Here is a 17,241-nt window from a genome sequence, read left to right as displayed (position 1 = left end):
TGCCGGCCGCGTTGATTTATAAACTACGGGCGTCGTCAACTCCGCCGTATTCAAATACGCGGGCGCGAACTGACGTGTATGGAGCAGATCGACGACCAGTACACGCCCGCGGACGTCGAGTCCACGGTCGAGGCGTACTGGGACGATCACGACGCCTACGAGTCGGCCAAGGAGGCGCACGCCGACGACCCGCCGTTCTTCTTCGTCGACGGGCCGCCGTACACCTCCGGACAGATGCACCTCGGGACCGCGTGGAACAAGACGCTGAAAGACGCCGTTATCCGACATAAACGGATGACCGGACACCGCGTCACGGACCGCCCGGGCTACGACATGCACGGGCTTCCCATCGAGGTGAAAGTCGAGGAGGAGCTCGGCTTCGAGAACAAACGCGACATCGAGGAGTACGGCATGGAGCCGTTCATCGAGGAGTGCAAGTCGTTCGCGGAGGAGAACCGCGAGGCGATGGACGACGACTTCCAGTCGATCGGCGTCTGGATGGACTGGGACGACCCGTACAAGACCGTCTCGCCGGAGTACATGGAGTCCGCGTGGTGGGCGTTCGCGCAGGTCGCCGACAACGGACTCGTCGAGCAGGGGAAACGGTCGATATCGCAGTGTCCACGCTGTGAGACCGGGCTCGCGAACAACGAGGTCGAGTACGAACACGTCGACGACCCGTCGATCTACGTGAAGTTCCCGCTCGCGGACCGCGAGGGCAGCCTCGTGATCTGGACGACGACGCCGTGGACGGTCCCGGCGAACACGTTCGTCGCCGTCGACGAGGAGCTCACGTACAACGCGGTCCGCGCCGAGAAGGACGGCGAGTCGGAGCTGATCTACGTCGCGGCGGCGTGCGTCGAGGACGTGCTGACCGAGGGGCGCTACGAGGACTACGAGATCGAAGCGGAGCTGACCGGCGCGGAGCTGCTCGGCTGGGCGTACGACCACCCGCTCGCCGACCACGTCGCCGACTATCCCGACTTCGAGGGGGCCGGCGAGGTGTACGCGGCCGACTACGTCGAGGCCGATCGGACGGGCCTCGTCCACTCCGCGCCCGGCCACGGTGAGGAGGACTTCCGCCGCGGGACGGAGCTGGGCCTGGAGATATTCTGTCCGGTCGCACCGAACGGTGAGTTCACCGACGCGGCCGGGGAGTACGCCGGGGAGTTCGTTCGCGACGCCAACGACCGGATCATCGACGACCTGGTCGCAGACGGGTACATGCTCGCACACGACACGGTCCACCACAGCTACGGTCACTGCTGGCGGTGTGATACGGGGATCATCCAGCTGGTCACCGACCAGTGGTTCATCTCGATCACGGACGTCAAAGCGGACCTCCTCTCGAACATGGAGGAGTCGGAGTGGCACCCGCAGTGGGCCCGCGACAATCGGTTCCGCGACTTCATCGAGGACGCGCCGGACTGGAACGTCTCCCGGCAGCGCTACTGGGGGATCCCGATCCCGATCTGGGTCCCGGAGGACGCCGAGGACGGGAGCCTCGACGACGACATGATCGTGATCGGCACCCGCGAGGAGCTCGCCGAGCGGGTCGACCAGGACGTCGACCCCGAATCGATCGACCTCCATCGACCCAGCGTGGACGACCTGACGATCACCGACGGCGACACCACCTACCGCCGAATCGAGGACGTGTTCGACGTCTGGCTCGACTCCTCGGTCGCCAGCTGGGGCACGCTCGACTATCCCGGCGAGACCGAGGCGCACGACGAGCTGTGGCCCGCCGACCTCATCATCGAGGCGCACGACCAGACCCGCGGGTGGTTCTGGTCACAGCTCGGGATGGGGACCGCGGCGGTGGGCGAGATCCCGTACGAGGAGGTACTGATGCACGGGTTCGCCAACGACAGCGACGGCCGCAAGATGTCGAAGTCGGTCGGGAACATCGTCACGCCGGAGGAAGCGATCGATCGGGCCGGACGTGATCCGCTTCGGACGTACCTGCTCAGCCACGACCAGCAGGGCGTCGATCTGGCGTTCGAGTGGGACGGGCTCGGCGAGATCCAGGGCAAGCTCAACATCTTCTGGAACGTGTTCCGGTTCCCGCTCGAGTACATGCACCTGGACGGCTACGATCCGGCCGAGGCGAGCCTCGACGACGGCGAGCTGGCGGTCGTCGACGAGTGGGTGCTCTCCCGGCTCCAGTCGGTCGAGCGGGAGGTCGCCGACGCGTGGGCCGACTACCGCGTCAGCGACGCCGTCAACGCCCTGATCGAGTTCGTCACGCAGGACGTCTCCCGCTTCTACGTGAAGGCGGTCCGCGACCGCATGTGGGAGGAGTCCGACTCCGACTCCAAGCGCGCCGCGTACGCGACGCTCGCGACCGTCCTCGACGAGACGATCCGCATGTTCGCGCCGGTCGCACCGTACCTCACGGAGCGGATGTACCGGACGCTCGACGGCTCCGCGACGACCGTCCACGAGCTGTCGTACCCCGAGGCCGACGAGGCGTTACACGACCCCGAGCTCGAACGGGACGTGGCGGTCCTTCGCGACGTCGAGGAGACGGCCGCGAACGCTCGACAGCAGGCGGGCCGCAAGCTCCGTTGGCCCGTTCCGCGGGTCGTCGTCGAGACGGACGACGAGGCGGTCGCCGAGGCGGTCCGGAACCTGGAAGACCTGATCCTCGACCGCGTGAACGCGCGGGAGCTGTCGGTCACCGACGCGTTCGACGAGCTCGTCGAGCACGCGGAGCCGCGGATGTCGGAGATCGGTCCCGCCTTCGGTGGCGACGCACAGAAGGTGATGGCCGCGGTCCAGGGAGCGACCCGCGATGCGATCGAGCGCGGCGGTCTCACGGTCGACGGCGATCCGATCGAGGTGACCGACTCGATGATCGAGTACGTCGCCGAGCCGCCCGAGCACGTCACGGCGGCCGACTTCGACGACGGCACCGTCTACGTCGACACCTCGCTGACGCCGGCGATCGAATCGGAGGGATACGCCCGAGACGTGATCCGGCGGATCCAGGAGATGCGCAAGGAACTCGACCTCGACGTCGAGGCGCGTATCCGCGTCGGAGTCGCCGTCGACGACGACCGAGTCGGCGAGTTCGTCGACGAGCACGCCGACCTCATCGCGGGCGAGGTTCGCGCCGACGCGTGGCTCGACGACCCGGCCGACGCCGACGGACTCGTCGAGGAGTGGGACGTCGAGGACGTGGTCGTCACGATCGGGATCGAGCCGGTCGCGTGATCGCTTCGACCCTCGGCAGTTAACTCGATTACGAGTTTCAGTCTTCGCCTCACGTCGGCCGGATTGCCAGCCCGAAAGGTATACCACGCTGGTGGTCTACAGTCAGATTATGCGAGTCCGACCGGCGCGTCCCGGCGACGCCGAGGCGCTACGGGCGGCGGTCTCACGGGCGCGAGAGGCCACCGTGTTCGACGATATCGGAGCACCGTTGCTCGACGTGTCCGCCGCAGGCGTCCGCGAGGCCGCCTCGGCGGCCGACTGCTGTTACCTCGTCGAGGAGGACCACACGCCGGTCGGCCTGGCGATCGCACATCCCGACGCCGACGGAGCCGAAGCGGAACTGCTCGCGCTGTGGGTCCACCCCGAGTACACCGGCGGTGACATCGAGAACCGGTTGCTGACGCGGGTCGCGTCGTCGCTCTCCGAGCGTGGCGTCAGTCGGATCCGAGCGACCGTCGACCGGGATCAGCCGAGCGCACGCGAGTTCTACCGCGCGCACGGGTTCAGCCATCGCGAAAACCACACCGGACGGGGCGGAGCTGAGCAGGTCGTCGTCGCCGCCGTAGAGTCGTTTCTGTGATCGGCGTTCCCGTGGCGCTCCGATCCCGCCGCCGTATTTATATACTGAGAAAAGAGTGATACCGTACCGATGGCCATCGATCCGAACTTCGAGGAGAACAGCGAACAGGTCGACGAAGAACACGGTGTCGCGGTGTGGGGGCCGGTCGATCCGCCCGAGAAACTCGGCATCCGGGGGACGCACGTCGCCGTCGACTTCGACATCTGTCTCGCCGACGGTGCGTGTCTCGAGGACTGTCCCGTGGACGTGTTCGAGTGGGTCGACACGCCGGGACATCCCGAATCCGAGATCAAGGCGAATCCGACGAACGAGGACCAGTGTATCGACTGCATGCTCTGTGTGGACGTCTGTCCCGTCGACGCGATCGACGTCGATCCCGGCCGAGCGGGACGGATCTGACCGCGCCGAGATCGATTCGAACCGGACGGTGGCCGCTTCTCAAAACGCCGTCTCCATCCGTCCGCCGTCGATCACGATCGCTTGACCGGTGACGTATCCGGACCGCGGCGAGGAGAGGTATGCGATCAGGTCGCCGGTCTCTATCGGGGCCCCCAAACGCCCCATCGGGATCGATTCGGTCGTCTCCGCGAGCGCCTCGTCCATGTCGTCGTAGGTCCCCTCCGCGACCGATCGCTTCAGCGGTCCCGTCACTCGTTCGGTGTCGTGAGACCCCGGGAGCACCGCATTGACGCGGACGTCGGGTGCGAGTTCCGCCGCGAGCGACTTCTCGAAACCGATCACGGCCATGCGGACCGAACTCGACAGGACGTTGCCCGGGTTGATGCGCTTCACGCTCCGGGAGGTGACGTTGGTTATCGTCCCGCCGCCGTCCGCGATGAGGTGCGGCTGTGCCTCTCGAACCAGGCGAACGACGCTCATCACCAACAGGTCGAACGCGTCGTACCAGTCGGCGTCGTCGGCCGCCAAGGGTCGGAGTCGCGGCGGGCCGCCGGCACTCGTCACGAGGTGATCGAGTCGGCCGAACTCGGAGACGGTCCGCTCGACCAGTCGCTCGACGTCCGCCGGCTTCGTCAGATCGCCGGGCTGGCCGACCACGCGACCGGTGGCGTGTTCCTCGATCGACACGACCGCCTCGGCGAGTCGCTCCTCGTCTCGACCGTTGACCACGACGTCGACTCCCTCGCGTGCGAGCGCCGTCGCCGCCGCCTTCCCCAGTCCGCTGCTCGATGCGGTCACCAGTGCCGCGTTCCCGTCGATGTGGAGATCCATACGGGCCGGACTCCCAGGAGGTTGTTAAGCGTACGCCTCACGGCACGGCCGAAGCGTGAGGATCGACCGGGCGACGGCGACGGTGAGGACCGACCGGGCGACGGCGATGGTGAGGACCGACCGGGCGACGGCGATGGTGAGGACCGACCGGGCGTTATCGGATCCGATTCTCGAACCCAAACCCCTAATTCCCCCGCACTCTCGGATGCGAGTATGTTCGCAACGCTTCCGGACCTCCTGCGGCTGTTCGTCGTCCCCGTGTTCGCGTGGGCGGCCCTGCGGGACGTTCGGACGCGCAGGCTCCCGAACAACCTCTGGCCGCCGCTGTACGCGTTCGGCCTCCTCCTGCTGGTCTGGGAGACGGCTCGACTGTGGCCACTGGCGGGGATCGAGGGGCGACTGTTCCTCGTTCAGGCGGCGATCAGCCTGTTGTTCGTCGCGCCGCTCGGCTACGCGTTCTGGTACCTCGGGGCGTTCGGCGGGGCCGACGCGAAGGCGCTGATCGCACTCGCCCTCGTCTTTCCCACGTTCCCGACGTACGTCGTCGGGACGACGGTGTACCCCCTCGTGGTGACGGATCTGGGCGTGTTCTCGCTCACGATCCTCACGAACACGGTGCTCATCGGCATGGCGTATCCGGTCGCGCTCGGGGCGTACAACCTCGCACGGGGCGAACGATCGCTGATCGCCCCGCTCGCCCGTCCGGTGTCAACGTCGTCGATCACCGCGCGGCACGGTCGGCTGTTCGAGGACACCGAGGGAACCACCCGAAACGGGCTGGATCTGGACGCCCTCCGGATGTATCTGCGGTGGCGGGGGATCACGCTCGCCGACCTCCGAGCACGACCCGGCGATCTCCGGGACCCCGCCAGCGTCACGGAGACGTTCGACCCGACCGACGGCGGCACACACGTCGGTCCCGCGACCGACGGAGGCGAGGTCGTCGCCGAGAGCGTGGGCGACGTCGACGACCCGTGGGCCGCCGAGCGCTTCCTCGACGAGATAGACGGGACCGCGTACGGCACCGACCCCGAGACGCTCCGGGAGGGACTGGCGGTCGTCGCCGAGCGGGACCGCGTGTGGGTGTCGCCCGGGCTCCCGTTCGTCGTCCCGATGTTCCTCGGGCTCGTCGCCTCGATCACCTACGGCGACGCGCTGTTCGCGCTTCTCGGAGCCGTCGGGCTCGTCGCGTAGGAGCTACGTTCCGGAGTCGCCGCGACCGTCGGCGTCCGCATCGTCGGCATCGTCGGCATTCCTCGCAGCGGTCGCACCTCCCTCGTCGGCCTCGACCGCACGCAGCCAGATCTCCGGCAGCCGGGCGTACACCTCGGCGTTCATCGCGAGCGCGTCCGCGGTGGTGTACTCGTCGACGGCGTGGACCGTGTCCGTCCCGAACGCGAACTCCACGGTCGGGACGCCCGCGTTCCGGAACTTCTTCGCGTCGCCGCCGCCGGTCGCGCTCCGTCGGTAGATCCGGTCGTCGACGACGTCGCTCGCCGTCGTCGTGACCGCCTCGACGAGGGGGCTCCCGATCGGTTCGTACGTCCCGGTCGACCAGCTGACGTCGGCGATCGAGACGGCGTCGTAGTCGTCGAGACAGTCGCGGACGTCCGCGAGGACCCCGCTCGTGTCGACGCTCGCGGTCAGCCGGACGTCCAGTCGTGCGACCGCGGAACTCGGAACCGTGTTGACGCCGTCCCCGCCCTCGATGGTGCCGAGGTTGACCGTTGGTCGCTCGAACAGCGCTCGGGCCGTCTCCGCACCCATCGTCGGCTCGTAATAGGCGGCCGACTCCGCGAGTATCCTCTCGACGTCGGCGTCGACCGGGAGCCGACGGGCGGAGAGCCGTCGCCGGATCGTCGAAACGGCCTCCCAGAGCCGATCGATGGCGTTGTCGCCGAGCATCGGGCGGGAGCCGTGTGCGGCGACCCCCTCCGCTCGGAGCGTCACCCAGATGCTCCCGCGGTCGGCGACCGTCACCGAGTGGCGGCCGCCCGAACAGGTCGTCTCACCGATGACGCACGCGTCCGGATCGATATCGTCGATCGCGTCCCGTTCGAGCAGCGCTGAGACGCCGGCCGAACCGCCGGTCTCCTCGTCGCTCACGACCGCGAAGGCGAGCGAGACCGGCGGCTCGACGTCGCGGTCGAGGAACGTCTCCGCCGCGTGGAGCATCGACGCCAGCGGTCCCTTCATATCGGTCGCACCGCGTCCGTACAGGCGATCCCCGTCGCGCTCGCCGAGCGGGTCCCGAGACCACCCCACGGCGTCGAACGGGACCGTATCGAGGTGGCCGTTGTACAGCAGCGTTCGATCGCGCTCGCCCGGCAGCGTCGCGAGCACGTTCGGCTTCGCCGGGTCCGTCGCGACCCGTTCGGTGTCGAGCCCCAGTTCGGCGAAGAACTCCTCGATCCGATCGGCGAGCACACGGGTGTCCCCCGGTGGGTTCCGCGTGTCGACCGCGACGAGTTCGTGTGCGAGTTCGATCGCACGCTCGCCCGACAGCGCCGAAACCACGGAGTCGATCCGGGTCATCTGGCTGGTGGCGGACGTCGTTCGGTTCCCCGCCGTCCACGGGCGCGCCACGATCGTTCCGATCTCATGGACGAACGTAGTCGCGCCCTCGACTTAACGATTCGTACGATAGTTCCGATTACACACAATACATCCTCGCGAAGAACCAACTTCTCTCGAGAGTATTCTCCACCAAACATGGACCACGACTAGGATTCAGACGTGTAGACCGATTTTTTCTGTGGATGCCTCCGAGGTACAATATCTGTATCATATAGTATATTGTGCAAGTCTTACAAAACTATTATACGTACCCAACCCATAGGAGACGATGATGAGTTCCCAAGAAGCGTCCGTTCCGACGGACCCGATCCACCTGAACGCCGAAACCGAACTCGAAGAGATAGTGTCGTCGTACGACGTCGTGCTCGTCGACTTCTACGCGGACTGGTGCGGTCCGTGCCAGATGATGGAGCCGACGATCGAAGCGCTGGCGGCCGAAAGCGACGCCGCCGTGGTGAAAGTCGACGTCGACGAGTTCCAGGGGCTCGCCGCCCAGTACGGGGTCCAGGGGATCCCGACGCTGATCCTCTTTTCGGACGGTGAGCTGGCCGAACGCCTCGTCGGCGCACAGTCGGAGGAGGCGCTGTCGACCGCCATCGCGGCCCACGCGGAGTAGATGTCCGAGACGGTCCACGACGTCGTGATCGTCGGGTCGGGCGTCGCCGGACAGTCCGCGGCCGTGTACGCGGCCCGCGCCGACCTCTCGCCCCTCGTCTTGACGGGCGACGAGCCCGGCGGACAGCTCACGCTCACGACCGACGTCGAGAACTACCTCGGGTTTCCCGACGGGGTCGGCGGCCACGAACTCGTCCAACGAGGACGCGAACAGGCCGAACGGTTCGGCGCGTCGTTCCGGCAGGCGTCCGTCGCGAGCGCCGACCTCGACGACCGGCCGTTCGAGCTGTCGCTCTCCACCGGGGAGACGCTGTCCGCGCGCTCGCTCGTCCTCGCGACCGGCGCGAGCGCGCGAACCCTCGGCGTCCCGGGCGAGGACGAGCTGATGGGATACGGGCTGTCGACGTGTGCGACGTGTGACGGCGCGTTTCACCGAGGACACGACGTGATCGTCGTCGGCGGTGGCGACGCCGCGATGGAGGAGGCGCTGTTCCTCACGAAATTCGCCGACTCCGTAACCATCGTTCACCGCCGCGAGGAGCTTCGCGCCTCGGAGATCCTCGCGCGGCGGGCCCGCGAACACGACGCCATCGAGTTCCGCTGGAACGCCGAGCTCGCGGCGATCCACGGCGCTCGCGAGGAGGGCGTCACGGGCGCGACGATCGTTTCCCACCCGGACGGACACCCGACGCGTCGACGCGCGGACGGCGAATCCGTCGAGACGGAGCGACTCGACGTACAGGGCGTGTTCTACGGGATCGGCCACGAGCCGAACACGGCGTTCCTCGCGGAGACCGGGATCGCGGTCGACGACCGCGGCTACGTCGTCACCGACTCCGAGACGACCGAGACGACGGTCGACGGCGTGTTCGCGGCCGGCGACGTCGCTGACGACCGCTATCAGCAGGCGATCACGGCGGCCGGGACCGGGGCGCAGGCCGCACTCGACGCCGAACGGCGGCTCGACGAGCGGAGCGTCGCGGCCGAAGACGACCGCCGGATCGTCGCGTAATCCGACTCACCGCTCCGTCACTCTTCGGGTGGGTCGATCCGTCACTCTTCGGGTGGGTCGATCGCCGTCGGGGCGGCGTCGCCACAGCCGTGCATCGAGATCCGGGAGACGCTCCGCTCGCGTCCCGCGTGATCGTCGATCGTCTCCCGCGTTATCTGCTCGGTGACGGCGTACATATTGACGTGCGTCAGTGACGCGCCCTCGTCCGTTTCGTAGGTCTCACAGACGTGTTCGGCGAGGCGGTCCGCGACGTCGCCGTCGACGCGCCGAAGCGAGCCCATGTAGAACCGCTCTCGGTACGTCGCGTGCTGCGTCTGCAGCCGGTCGGCGGGTCTGTCGTACGTGAGTTCACGGTCGTTGCGCACGTCGATCAGGTCGCCGTCGGTCGTCCGTGCGGAGAACACGTAGTACCGGTCGGTCGTCCGCGGGTGCGGCGCGAAGATGGACCAGTCCGTCTGGAACTCGACGAGCGCCGTCGCACCGGTCGACAGTTCCGACTGCGGCGAGTCCTCGTCGACGACGCCGAGCGCGGACAGGGACGCCACCGCCCCGAGGCCGACGAGCGCGACGACGCCCACCGCGACGGCGACGTTCCGGCGAGTGAGATCGACGGAGCGGTGACGCCGAACCGACGGTGTCGGACGCGGGGCCCGCTCGGCGACCGCGACCGCACCAGCCCGGAGCCGAGCGAGTCGCGACCCGCCGACCGGCATCAGTGTGAGCCGCCTCCGGAGCGAGCGAGCGTCCCGCCACGCCGACGGCTGGACGAACAACGTCAGTCCCGCGAGACAGACGTACGCGAACGCGCCGATACGAACGGTGAGCGCCATCGACAGGTGGGCCACCGCGAACGACGCGACGAGCAGGTGACGGGGACGGTCACGGAGCGCAACGAGGAGCCACGAACCCAGAAGCATACCGAACCACACGAGCCCGCCGACCTGTAGGAGGGTCGGCGACGCCCGCAACGCGTCGCCGAGCGGGAGGGTCATCTCGTCGATCCCGAGGATCAACACGGCCGCCTCGCCGCTCCACCATCGCTCCGAGGCGGTCTTGTGATAGCCGTTGACGAGGTACATCGTCACCATCTGTGCCAGCACGAGCGCGGTCGCGACCCCCGCCACGGAGTCCCGTCGGGGGCGATCGGACGCGACCGCGTCGACGGACCAGCGCTCGCCCAGCGGCAGAAACACGGCGAGAAACAGCAGCGCCGCGAACAACGTGTCGGCGAAGCTGAGCACGAACGGGTTCCGGAGATCGAGGGAGACGACGAGCAGAAACGCGAGCGGCGTCACCAGTCGGGTGTAGTAGCCGATCGCGAGCGCGCCGCCGACGAGCGCGGTCGCTCCGAACAGGGCGGCGGTCGCGGCGGGCGTGGCCGCGAGCGTGTGTATCGAGTACGCGGCCGCCGGCTCCGCGGCGATCGCCAGCGAGGTCGGGACGACGCCGTCGTCGGTGTAAAAGAAGACGAGGTTTCGGGAGCGCAACAGGACGTCCGCGACGATCAGCGCGCCGGCGAGGACCCGGAACAGCGCAAGCGAGCGGGCGTCGATCCGAACGCGCTCACGCGCGGCTCCGAGCAGGCGCGCGGCCGTCGTCCGCCCGGTCGATGGAAGACTCATCGGGTGTCGATGTCGTACACGACTCGCCGGGGACGGTATATGCGTTGTGTCCGAAGGGTGTCGATGCGGACCGATCGGACGACGTCTCTGGACGGCCGATCGGACGGCGTCTCAGGACAGTCGCTCGCGCAACGCGAGGACGACCGCTCCGAGCACCGAAAAGAAGCCGACGAGGAACGCGACCGGCTGGAGAACGGCGCGCTGGGCGACGACGACGCCGGGTTCGCGCTCGACGGTTCGGGTCCAGAACTCGTAGCGGTCCCCGTCGTGGGCCACCACGACGAGGCCATCACCGATCGTCGGATCGGTCGGATACGACAGCGACACGACTCGATCGGACGGGTCCTCGACGACGAACCCGCCGTCGGCCGACTCGAGCGCCCGCTCGAACGACTCGCGGGCGTCGTCATCGAGGTCGGCGCTGTCTATCACGTCGCCGTCGGCGTGTTCGGGCGTGTCCGGACCCACCGGCTGGACGACGTGTGTGTACGCCGGTGTCGGCTCGCCGACCGCGACCGGCAGGTACAACGGGTTCACCATCAGCGCGATGCCGACGACGAGGAGGGCGGCGACGAGGCCCGGACGGTGCATGCCCCGGATTCGACTGGCGTCGGCAAGAGGGTTTCCGACGATGTGGGATTTATGGGCGTGGCGCGGTAACATGCACCATGAACGTACGGTTCGACTTCGACGGCGACGTGGCGTTGGTGACCGGCGCGTCCGGTGCGTTGGGAAGCGCGACGGTCGAGGCGTTTCGAGCGGCGGACGCGACGGTCGCGGCGGTCGACGTGCGCCCGCCGGACCACGACGACGCGCTGCTCGATCCGGACGACGGAACGACCTTCCATCGGGCCGACCTCACGGACGAGGCCGACGCCGAGCGCGTCGTCGACGAGGTCGTCGAGCAACACGGTCGCCTCGATCACCTGCTGAACGTCGCGGGAACGTGGCGTGGTGGCGATCCGCTCCACGAGACCGACGTCGACCAGTTCGACTTCCTGTTCGACGTGAACCTGAAGACGACCTTCCTGACGAGCAAGCACGCCGTCCCGCACCTGCGGGAGGCGGCGGGAACGATCGTCTCCGTCTCCGCGCGCTCGTCGCTTTCCGGCGGTACCGGCGACGGGATCTATCGCGCGAGCAAGGCGGGCGTCCGGCTGCTGACGGAGACGCTCGCCGAGGAGAACAAGGGGTCGGTCCGTGCGAACGCCGTGATGCCCAGCGTGCTCGATACGCCGATGAACCGCGAGAACATGACTCCGAGCGACGACTGGGTCGACCCGAGCGACGTCGCCGACACGATCCTACTGCTCTGTTCGGACGCGGCGAGCGTGACGAGCGGGGCGGCCGTCCCGGTGTACGGCGAGGCGTGATCGACCTCGGGACGTCGCCCCGAGTCGAACGCCTTACCGTCTCGTCCCCTCGTCATCGTCCGGCCGGTCCGGATCGAACGTACACGCTCCGTTCTCACACCCTCGTCCCTCCATGCTTCGGTTGAGGAGCCACCGATGTAGTCGGGTCAGCGGCCCGTCGCCCTGAGTATTGGGTGTTTTGTCCATTACTTCACAGTACGTTCGGAGGTGTATAACTCGTTCGGTGATCGCCGTCTCACGCTCCGCTCGCCAGCCGACCGGTCGACGTGGACTCCAGTCACCGAGCAGGCCGACGGCGCGAGTCGTCGGCCTCCGCCCGGCTGCTCTGTGCACCGCGGACGCGGATCCACCACGGGGGGCGTGCCGAGCGGCCGCCGATTTTATACGTGATCGTGGAGTCAGGGAGAGCATGAACACCGAGAACACCCTCCTGAACGCGGTGATCGGTGCGGTCGCGACGGTCGTCCTCTCGTTTATCCCGTTCTCGCCGGTGTTGGGCGGTGCGATCGCCGGCTATCTCGAGGGCGTCGATACCGGGGACGGGCTGCGGGTCGGCGCGATCTCGGGTGCGATCGCGTCGCTCCCGGCGGTCGGACTGCTGCTCCTGTTCCTCGTGTTCGTTCCGTTCGCACCCGATCTGGGGATCGCGGTCGGCGGGCTGGTGCTTCTGTCCGTCGTCATCGCGATCGCGATCGGCTACTTCGCCGCGCTCAGCGCGCTCGGTGGGATACTCGGCGCGTTCATCCGAGCGGAGTCCGAGCCGTCGTCGACGCCCGACGATCGCGTGTAGCATCGAAACCGTTCCTGTTTCCCCGTCCGCGTCGCGCGACGACGTATCGTCGGCAACGGTTATCCGGCGTCCCTCCGAGACGACGGTATGAGCTCCGACCAGATCGACGGATCGGCCGCCGAACCGTTCCGCTTCGAGAGCGAAGTCGCTCCGGGCGAGACGCGTCACCTCCGTTATGAGGTGTCCGAGACGTACCTCGGCGATCCCGTCAAGATCCCCGTCACGGTCGTTAACGGCGAGGGAAGCGGGCCGACCGTCTGTATGACCGCCGCGATCCACGGTGACGAGCTCAACGGGGTGAAGGTGCTTCAGGAGGTGGCCGACCGTTACGACCCCGCCGAGATCCACGGGACGCTCGTGTTGATCCACGTCGCCAACGTCCCGGGGTACCTCGCACAGCAGCGCGACATCCCGATCTACGACCAGGACCTCAACCGATCGTTTCCCGGGAAGCCGAAGTCGAACACCGCAGAGCGCATGGCGAACGTCATCTACGAGCGGTTCGTCGCGCCCAGCGACTACGGGCTCGACTTCCACACGTCGACGCGTAACCGAACGACGATGTACCACGTTCGCGCCGACATGACCAACCCGGAGGTGAACCGGATCTCGCGGGCGTTCGGTGCCAACCTGATCCTCTCGGGCGAGGCCGATCCCGGGAGCCTTCGCGCGGTCGCCACGACGAGCGGGACGCCGACCATCACGATCGAGATGGGGAAGGCCCACCGCTTCCAGCAGCCGCTCATCGACCGCGCGCTGGCGGGGACGGAGTCGGTGCTCGCCGAACTCGACGTCCTTCCCGGCGAGGCGGTCGACTGGCCCGGCTGGCGGCGGATCATCGACTCCGCGAACGACAAGACGTGGCTCCGCTCCGACGAGGGCGGGCTCGTCGACCTGCTGTACGACCACCCGCTGGTGTATCACGGCGATCCGGTCTGTCGGGTCTCCGACCACTTCAGCACGGAGGAGACGATCGTTCGAGCGCCGTTCACCGGACTCCTCGTCGGCGTGCTCCAGAACCCCGTCGCCGCACCGGGCCACCCGGTCGCCCACCTCGTCAGCGTCGGCGGGGAGACGTTAGCGGAGATCGAACGCGAGATCGAAAGCGGCGAGTTCTCCGAACGACCGTGGGCGTGAGCGACGTGGCGGCGCGGAGCCCAGAACGAGCCCGCGGGACGTTCGGGACGCTGACCGTTTCCATTACTTCGGTACCGGATCGGTAATACGTAATTCGTCGTAGTTCCGATACTCTTCTTCGATCCGTCATGGCTTGTATTTCTTTCACACCGAGAGTCATAATCTAAAAATGAAATGCGACTCACCGAACCGAGTTTATTTTCAATTATTTTATATCTGTATATTGATAATACTACGTCGAGAATAAAATTAATGGTTTATATCTTTTAAAATGAGACTACAAAAGAGATGTGGCCTGATAAGCGAAGGGCTAACTTATAAATCTCTATGAATGTCAATGAAAATTAAAGAGGAACGTTCGCAAACATGTTGATATATTTAAATTACTCAGGGTTTATAATCTAATACTCCAAAGCCAATATTATGGACCTGACACACACGATTATTCGTGAAGTGGCAGATCTGGAGGGGATAAGCCCCGAAGAGTTACCATCTATTTACAATGCATTAGATCCCGAATCCCTCGAAGAGTTGATTAAATCGGCTAATAATACAGATCTCAAGATACAATTTACTTATGTTGGATATGATATCTATATCGATGAGAGTTGGGAAGTAATGGTTGGACAAAACGATGTCGACGTGGGAGAAAATGGGGAAGCTGATGAGAAATTAGAGTTCTGACTATCGCTTTTCATGCGCTTTTGGTGTGATTGAGCGGTACGAAAACTGCCGATTTTTATAAGCGCCGCCCCACCGATCACGTATGCAGACGCACATCGTGCCGGTCGGCTTCGACTACGACCGGCTGATCGCCCCGCTCATCCGGGACCAGTTCGACGTCGACCGGGTGATTCTCCTCGAGGGATCGGTCGGGAGCGAGGCGAACGTCGAGTACTCCCGGAACATCGCTCGGAAGCTCGAGCAGGACTTCCGGAACCTCCTCGGCGCGGAGACGGTCCGCGAGCGGCTCCCGGACGTGTACGACTACGACGCCGCCTTCGAGCGCGCGTTCGAACTCATCAACGACGAGCTCGACGCGGGCGACGACGACCGCGAAGTGTGGGTAAATGTCTGTTCGATGCCGCGTCCGGTGTCGTTCGCGTTCGCGACCGCCGCCCACTCGATCATGGTCGAACGACAGGCCGACCGCGACCGGATACACACCTACTACACCGCCCCGGAGAAGTACCTCGAAACGGAACTCGCCGAGGAGCTGCGGTCGAACCGGGACCTCCTGCGGGAACTACAGGCGACCGGCGACGTCGACGACGACCGCGTCGACGACCGCCTCGCGACGACGACGGAGCTGTTGGCGGAGTTCGACGAGCGCGGAACGACAATCGGCGCAAAGCGGATCGGCGACAGCCACATCGTCGAACTCCCCGTCGCGTCCTTCCAGAACGTCAAACCGTTCGAGGAGCTGGTGTTGTTCACGCTCGGGGAGCACGGGGAGTTCGAGTCCGTCTCCGAACTGGCGGAGACGCTCGCGTCCGAACTCAACGAGGAGTACACGGACTCGTTCCGCTCGAAGGTGATCTACAACGTCGACCGACTGGGCCCCGGCGGAAAGGGATACATCGAACAGGAGTCACACGGGAAGTCCCACCGCACGACCCTCTCTCGGATCGGAGAGCTGTGGGTGCGCGCACACGGCGGCGACGAGATCGATCTCGTGTGGCAGTAGCCGACCAGGACGGAGCGCACCTCACCGATTCGGCGTGTCGATTCCGGCCGCCTCGACCACGCGCTCGGCGTGTCGAGTGGCCCGCGATCGGACCGCCTCGACGTCGACGCCGACGTGCTCTCCGTCGTCGTATCTCACCGTTCCGTCGACCATCGCGAAGACGACGTCGTCGCCGTGTGCGGCGTACACGAGATGCGAGAGCGGATCGTGGATCGGCGTCGCGCGCGTCCGGTCGGTCGTCAGCCCGATCACGTCCGCTCGGTATCCCGGCTCCAGTCTCCCGATCCGGTCGAACCCCGCCGCACGAGCCCCGTTCGCCGTCGCCATCTCCAGGACGGTGGCGGCGGGCAGCCGAGTCGGGTCGAGCGCGTCGACCTTCCCGAGCAGGCTCGCCTGTCGCATCTCCGTGAACGGGTCCAGCGTATTGTTACACGGCGGACCGTCGTTGCCGAGCGCGACCGTGATTCCCCGGTCGAGGTAGTCGTGGATCGGGGCGATCCCGGACGCGAGCTTCATGTTCGAGGACGGACAGTGGGTCACGACGGTGTCCGTCTCCGCGAGGAGCTCCCGCTCCCGCTCGTCGGTGTGGACGCAGTGGGCGAGGGTGACGTCAGGCCCGGTCAGCCCGACCTCGTCGAGCCAGCACACGTTCCGCATGCCAGTCTCCTCCTCGACGGTCTCGATCTCGTCGACGTTCTCGCTCGCGTGCGTGTGGATCGTGACGCCGTCGTACGAGTCCGCCAGCTCGCGACAGCCGCGCAAACAGGCCTCGCTGCAGGTGACGGCGAACCGGGGCGTCACCGCGTACCGAACCCGACGGTCGGCAGCACCGTGATACTCCCGGATCAGCGCCTCGCTCTCGGCGAGCCCCGTCTCGGCGCGCTCCTCCAGCCCCTCCGGCGATCGCCGGTCCATCAACACCTTGCCGAGGCGAGCGCGGATCCCCGTCTCGATCGCCGCCTCGAACGCCTCCGACGCGTGGTTCACGGAGAGGTGATCGACCACCGTCGTCGTTCCCGACTCCAGACACTCGAGATATCCGAGCTCCGCGGCCGCCCGCGTCGCCTCGGCGTCCATCGCCGCCTCCATCGGCAACACGGCGTCGAACAGCCAGTCGAGCAGGGGTTTGTCGTCGGCGATGCCGCGCCCGAGCGACTGGACGGAGTGTACGTGTCCGCCGACGAGACCGGGGGCGACGAGGTCGAACTCGCGTCGGTCGTGGTCGGGGTACTCCTCGCGGAGGTCGTCCGCGCCGCCGACCGCGACGATCCGCGCTCCGTCAACGACGACCGCGCCGTCGTCGATGACCGTGTCGGGGTCGGCGATGACGGTTCCGGCGATCAACATGTCCGTCCGTTCCAGACGGTCGACTCTTAAGAACGTGTCCGTTCGACGATCT

Annotated in this window: 18 protein-coding genes; 11 read left to right on the top strand and 7 right to left on the bottom strand. The window is 66.6% G+C overall.

From position 1 onward, the window contains the following. The first annotated feature begins 78 nt into the window (after nucleotides 1-78). The 3 genes from ileS (at nucleotide 79) to ACNSN7_RS00655 (ending at nucleotide 4,198) form a co-directional block, all read left to right on the top strand. Nucleotides 79-3,219: an isoleucine--tRNA ligase gene (gene ileS / locus ACNSN7_RS00665; protein ID WP_418279922.1), complete on the top strand. Its 3,141-nt coding sequence runs from the start codon at nucleotides 79-81 to the stop codon at nucleotides 3,217-3,219. Nucleotides 3,220-3,328: 109 nt separating this feature from the next. After that, nucleotides 3,329-3,799, top strand: a complete 471-nt coding sequence (locus ACNSN7_RS00660; RefSeq protein ID WP_418279921.1) for a GNAT family N-acetyltransferase — start codon at nucleotides 3,329-3,331, stop codon at nucleotides 3,797-3,799. A gap of 69 nt (nucleotides 3,800-3,868) precedes the next feature. Continuing rightward, complete coding sequence (locus tag ACNSN7_RS00655) at nucleotides 3,869-4,198, top strand: 4Fe-4S dicluster domain-containing protein (protein ID WP_418279920.1); 330 nt, start codon at nucleotides 3,869-3,871, stop codon at nucleotides 4,196-4,198. Nucleotides 4,199-4,237: 39 nt separating this feature from the next. On the opposite strand, the gene ACNSN7_RS00650 is transcribed toward ACNSN7_RS00655, so the two are convergent. Together ACNSN7_RS00650 and ACNSN7_RS00645 are read right to left on the bottom strand one after the other, a co-directional pair. Then, nucleotides 4,238-5,029, bottom strand: coding sequence for an SDR family oxidoreductase (locus ACNSN7_RS00650; RefSeq protein ID WP_418279919.1), 792 nt, complete (start codon nucleotides 5,027-5,029; stop codon nucleotides 4,238-4,240). Nucleotides 5,030-5,053: 24 nt separating this feature from the next. Next, complete coding sequence (locus ACNSN7_RS00645) at nucleotides 5,054-5,209, bottom strand: hypothetical protein (protein ID WP_418279918.1); 156 nt, start codon at nucleotides 5,207-5,209, stop codon at nucleotides 5,054-5,056. Between the two features lie 33 nt (nucleotides 5,210-5,242). On the opposite strand from ACNSN7_RS00645, the gene ACNSN7_RS00640 reads away from it, so the two are divergent. Further along, nucleotides 5,243-6,223, top strand: a complete 981-nt coding sequence (locus ACNSN7_RS00640; protein ID WP_418279917.1) for an A24 family peptidase — start codon at nucleotides 5,243-5,245, stop codon at nucleotides 6,221-6,223. A 3-nt stretch (nucleotides 6,224-6,226) separates the two neighbouring features. Here ACNSN7_RS00640 and ACNSN7_RS00635 read toward each other — a convergent pair whose 3' ends face one another. Continuing rightward, a complete protein-coding gene (locus ACNSN7_RS00635; protein ID WP_418279916.1) occupies nucleotides 6,227-7,564 on the bottom strand; it encodes a M20 family metallopeptidase in 1,338 nt (445 codons plus the stop codon). A 313-nt stretch (nucleotides 7,565-7,877) separates the two neighbouring features. Here ACNSN7_RS00635 and trxA point away from each other — a divergent pair, with 313 nt between their 5' ends. Both trxA and ACNSN7_RS00625 read left to right on the top strand, forming a co-directional pair. Beyond that, complete coding sequence (gene trxA / locus ACNSN7_RS00630) at nucleotides 7,878-8,222, top strand: thioredoxin (RefSeq protein ID WP_418279915.1); 345 nt, start codon at nucleotides 7,878-7,880, stop codon at nucleotides 8,220-8,222. Further along, entirely contained in the window at nucleotides 8,223-9,233 is a 1,011-nt protein-coding gene (locus tag ACNSN7_RS00625) for an NAD(P)/FAD-dependent oxidoreductase (RefSeq protein ID WP_418279914.1), read from the top strand. 41 nt (nucleotides 9,234-9,274) lie between these two features. Here ACNSN7_RS00625 and ACNSN7_RS00620 read toward each other — a convergent pair whose 3' ends face one another. Then, nucleotides 9,275-10,855 carry an HTTM domain-containing protein gene (locus ACNSN7_RS00620; protein ID WP_418279913.1) on the bottom strand — a complete coding sequence of 527 codons (1,581 nt, stop codon included), beginning with the start codon at nucleotides 10,853-10,855 and terminating at the stop codon, nucleotides 9,275-9,277. A gap of 111 nt (nucleotides 10,856-10,966) precedes the next feature. Beyond that, nucleotides 10,967-11,446, bottom strand: a complete 480-nt coding sequence (locus tag ACNSN7_RS00615) for a DUF7979 domain-containing protein (RefSeq protein ID WP_418279912.1) — start codon at nucleotides 11,444-11,446, stop codon at nucleotides 10,967-10,969. A 77-nt stretch (nucleotides 11,447-11,523) separates the two neighbouring features. On the opposite strand from ACNSN7_RS00615, the gene ACNSN7_RS00610 reads away from it, so the two are divergent. Next, nucleotides 11,524-12,228, top strand: coding sequence for an SDR family oxidoreductase (locus ACNSN7_RS00610; protein WP_418279911.1), 705 nt, complete (start codon nucleotides 11,524-11,526; stop codon nucleotides 12,226-12,228). A 33-nt stretch (nucleotides 12,229-12,261) separates the two neighbouring features. On the opposite strand, the gene ACNSN7_RS00605 is transcribed toward ACNSN7_RS00610, so the two are convergent. Next, complete coding sequence (locus ACNSN7_RS00605) at nucleotides 12,262-12,414, bottom strand: hypothetical protein (protein ID WP_418279910.1); 153 nt, start codon at nucleotides 12,412-12,414, stop codon at nucleotides 12,262-12,264. A 223-nt stretch (nucleotides 12,415-12,637) separates the two neighbouring features. Between ACNSN7_RS00605 and ACNSN7_RS00600 the strand changes: the two genes are divergently transcribed. From ACNSN7_RS00600 to ACNSN7_RS00585, 4 genes are all read left to right on the top strand, one after another. Continuing rightward, complete coding sequence (locus ACNSN7_RS00600) at nucleotides 12,638-13,018, top strand: DUF5518 domain-containing protein (RefSeq protein ID WP_418279909.1); 381 nt, start codon at nucleotides 12,638-12,640, stop codon at nucleotides 13,016-13,018. An 87-nt stretch (nucleotides 13,019-13,105) separates the two neighbouring features. Further along, entirely contained in the window at nucleotides 13,106-14,155 is a 1,050-nt protein-coding gene (locus ACNSN7_RS00595; RefSeq protein ID WP_418279908.1) for a succinylglutamate desuccinylase/aspartoacylase family protein, read from the top strand. Between the two features lie 423 nt (nucleotides 14,156-14,578). Beyond that, a complete protein-coding gene (locus ACNSN7_RS00590) occupies nucleotides 14,579-14,839 on the top strand; it encodes a HalOD1 output domain-containing protein (protein WP_418279907.1) in 261 nt (86 codons plus the stop codon). A gap of 82 nt (nucleotides 14,840-14,921) precedes the next feature. Then, on the top strand, nucleotides 14,922-15,842 hold the full coding sequence (locus tag ACNSN7_RS00585; protein ID WP_418279906.1) for an HFX_2341 family transcriptional regulator: 921 nt from the start codon (nucleotides 14,922-14,924) through the stop codon (nucleotides 15,840-15,842). A 21-nt stretch (nucleotides 15,843-15,863) separates the two neighbouring features. On the opposite strand, the gene ACNSN7_RS00580 is transcribed toward ACNSN7_RS00585, so the two are convergent. Further along, nucleotides 15,864-17,189 (bottom strand): 5'-deoxyadenosine deaminase, encoded by a 1,326-nt coding sequence (locus ACNSN7_RS00580; RefSeq protein WP_418279905.1) that lies wholly within the window; start codon nucleotides 17,187-17,189, stop codon nucleotides 15,864-15,866. Between the last annotated feature and the right edge of the window lie 52 nt (nucleotides 17,190-17,241).

Source organism: Halorubrum rarum (assembly GCF_048380895.1).
Taxonomy (GTDB): Archaea; Halobacteriota; Halobacteria; order Halobacteriales; family Haloferacaceae; genus Halorubrum.
Note: the sequence above shows the minus strand (reverse complement) of the source record. Positions and strands in the feature narration are given on the sequence as shown.

Coding starts and splice junctions, on each gene's coding strand:
- ACNSN7_RS00620 (WP_418279913.1), bottom strand. CDS start 10,855: ATGAGTCTTCCATCGACCGGGCGGACGACGGCCGCGCGCCTGCTCGGA.
- ileS (WP_418279922.1), top strand. CDS start 79: ATGGAGCAGATCGACGACCAGTACACGCCCGCGGACGTCGAGTCCACG.
- ACNSN7_RS00590 (WP_418279907.1), top strand. CDS start 14,579: ATGGACCTGACACACACGATTATTCGTGAAGTGGCAGATCTGGAGGGG.
- ACNSN7_RS00655 (WP_418279920.1), top strand. CDS start 3,869: ATGGCCATCGATCCGAACTTCGAGGAGAACAGCGAACAGGTCGACGAA.
- ACNSN7_RS00600 (WP_418279909.1), top strand. CDS start 12,638: ATGAACACCGAGAACACCCTCCTGAACGCGGTGATCGGTGCGGTCGCG.
- ACNSN7_RS00605 (WP_418279910.1), bottom strand. CDS start 12,414: ATGGACAAAACACCCAATACTCAGGGCGACGGGCCGCTGACCCGACTA.
- ACNSN7_RS00585 (WP_418279906.1), top strand. CDS start 14,922: ATGCAGACGCACATCGTGCCGGTCGGCTTCGACTACGACCGGCTGATC.
- ACNSN7_RS00650 (WP_418279919.1), bottom strand. CDS start 5,029: ATGGATCTCCACATCGACGGGAACGCGGCACTGGTGACCGCATCGAGC.
- ACNSN7_RS00615 (WP_418279912.1), bottom strand. CDS start 11,446: ATGCACCGTCCGGGCCTCGTCGCCGCCCTCCTCGTCGTCGGCATCGCG.
- ACNSN7_RS00635 (WP_418279916.1), bottom strand. CDS start 7,564: ATGACCCGGATCGACTCCGTGGTTTCGGCGCTGTCGGGCGAGCGTGCG.
- ACNSN7_RS00625 (WP_418279914.1), top strand. CDS start 8,223: ATGTCCGAGACGGTCCACGACGTCGTGATCGTCGGGTCGGGCGTCGCC.
- ACNSN7_RS00595 (WP_418279908.1), top strand. CDS start 13,106: ATGAGCTCCGACCAGATCGACGGATCGGCCGCCGAACCGTTCCGCTTC.
- ACNSN7_RS00660 (WP_418279921.1), top strand. CDS start 3,329: ATGCGAGTCCGACCGGCGCGTCCCGGCGACGCCGAGGCGCTACGGGCG.
- ACNSN7_RS00610 (WP_418279911.1), top strand. CDS start 11,524: ATGAACGTACGGTTCGACTTCGACGGCGACGTGGCGTTGGTGACCGGC.
- ACNSN7_RS00640 (WP_418279917.1), top strand. CDS start 5,243: ATGTTCGCAACGCTTCCGGACCTCCTGCGGCTGTTCGTCGTCCCCGTG.
- trxA (WP_418279915.1), top strand. CDS start 7,878: ATGAGTTCCCAAGAAGCGTCCGTTCCGACGGACCCGATCCACCTGAAC.
- ACNSN7_RS00580 (WP_418279905.1), bottom strand. CDS start 17,189: ATGTTGATCGCCGGAACCGTCATCGCCGACCCCGACACGGTCATCGAC.